This window comes from Pseudomonadota bacterium (assembly GCA_010028905.1).
GTDB lineage: Bacteria > Vulcanimicrobiota > Xenobia > RGZZ01 > RGZZ01 > RGZZ01.
On record RGZZ01000741.1, the window covers coordinates 1 to 1,662 of the forward strand.

General features: G+C 64.3%; 2 protein-coding genes and 1 riboswitch. Both genes read left to right on the forward strand.

Annotated features, from left to right (window positions below; all coding sequences use genetic code 11):
• A partial coding sequence (locus tag EB084_24880; protein ID NDD31499.1) for a hypothetical protein occupies nt 1–486 on the forward strand: 486 nt, incomplete at its 5' end.
• A gap of 102 nt (nt 487–588) precedes the next feature.
• Nucleotides 589–782: riboswitch (cobalamin riboswitch) on the forward strand.
• Between the two features lie 28 nt (nt 783–810).
• Nucleotides 811–1,662: TonB-dependent receptor (locus EB084_24885; GenBank protein ID NDD31500.1), on the forward strand; the 852-nt coding region annotated here is incomplete at its 3' end.

Consider the following 1,662-nt stretch of genomic DNA (forward strand, 5'->3'; position numbering starts at 1 on the left):
TCAGCGGTTGCTTCACCGCCTCGCTCCTTCATCAGCAGCGACCTCTTGCACAGAGCAGGGCTCGCAGCCGCGGTGGGTGGCGTCGTCACGATCATGCTCGGTCATCAGGGCCTCGGGGCGGCCCTCATGCTGGGCGGCATCGGCTGCACGGTGGTGTCCTCGATGATGCCCAGCGTCAGGTCGTCCAGGTCTGTGACCGATGATCCGCGGCTCAACGCAGCATACGAGCTCGAACGTCTCTCGCAGCAGATCTCGCCCCTCGAGAAGCGCAGAGACGAAGCCCAGCGCGTAGGGGCGAACGCGAAACGCGCCCTGAAAATGGCCGAGGGACCGCTCGAGCTGCTTCGCATGGCTGATTCGGTGAATCGTCCTGTGGTGGCAGACCGCACCCTCACCCTCGACGACACGAGCCTCGTCATCGGAGGTCTGCGCGTGCCGCGTCGTGTGACCTCTGACGACGCGCAGAGAACGCCCGTTCAACGCTGACTTTTGCGCCGCGCAGATTGTTTCGCGCATCAGAAGGAGTCTGTGCAGGTCACGCGAACGAAAGGCCCCCGAACCGACCCCATCATGCGTGGGATCGGTCCAAGCTGAATAGGTCGTTACGGTACTGTGGAAGAGAGTGAGAGTCTCTCGCTGCCCCGCAACTGTAACCGGATACGAAATCCCCACGCCGCGTGGTTCGAACCGCAAGGCACCCACTGGAGCCAGGTCTCTGGGAAGGGGGGGAGAGTAGGACGATGCCGGAAGCCAGGAGACCGACCGTGACGCTGGTTTGGCCATCTTACTTCGCGGGAAGGAAGTGGCGCCATGGAACGCTTGTTCCTGTCGTTCTCTCTTGCGCGACACGGTGTCGTGTCGCCGGTTGTCTGTTTCCATCGAGCTTGGAAGGCCTGTCGTGCCCGTCTGGCTCATATCGTCGTCACCGCGGGCGTGCTGCTCACAGCTTCAGCCCCGTCGGTCTGGGCCGTTGATCCCAAGCCCTCCCCCACGCCGACCGCAACGCCGCCGAAGCGGGTTACGCCAGCAGCAGGCTCCGAGAAGAAGGCAGAGCCCGTCTTCGACGTCGATGACGTGGTGGTCACCGGATCGCTCAACACGCTGCCGGTCTGGAAGACCGCCAACAGCGTCGAGGTGGTGACCCCGGCCCAGGTGAAGGCGCGCAAGCCGCTCGAGGGGGCCGATACCCTCATCACGCTTCCCGGTGTGAACGTGTTGCGCGGTGGTTCGCTGGGTTCGCTCACCACCGTGCAGATCAGGGGAAGCGCGTCGACCGACGTGCTCGTTCTGCAAGACGGTCGGCCCCTGAACGAGCCATCAGTCGGAAGCGCTGATCTCTCGACCCTGCCCGCCGATTACATCGATCACGTCGAGGTCGTGCGCGGCCCGTACTCGGCGCTCTACGGTGGCAACGCCATGTCGGGCGTGGTGCAGTTCATCACGAAGGACGGCGCCGACCACAAGAGCGGTGCTGACTACGTTGGCGGCGGTCAGGGCACCAGCATCGCCTCCGGAATCGTGAGCGCGAAGCTCGGCAAGGCCGATCTGCTCATCGTGCCCACCTTGCGCAGCGTGACCGGTGATCGCCCGAACGCGAGCTCCGAGCTGCAGAACGGATTTCTTCGCTTCTCGCTCCCCACGGGAACCAACGAGACGCTCACC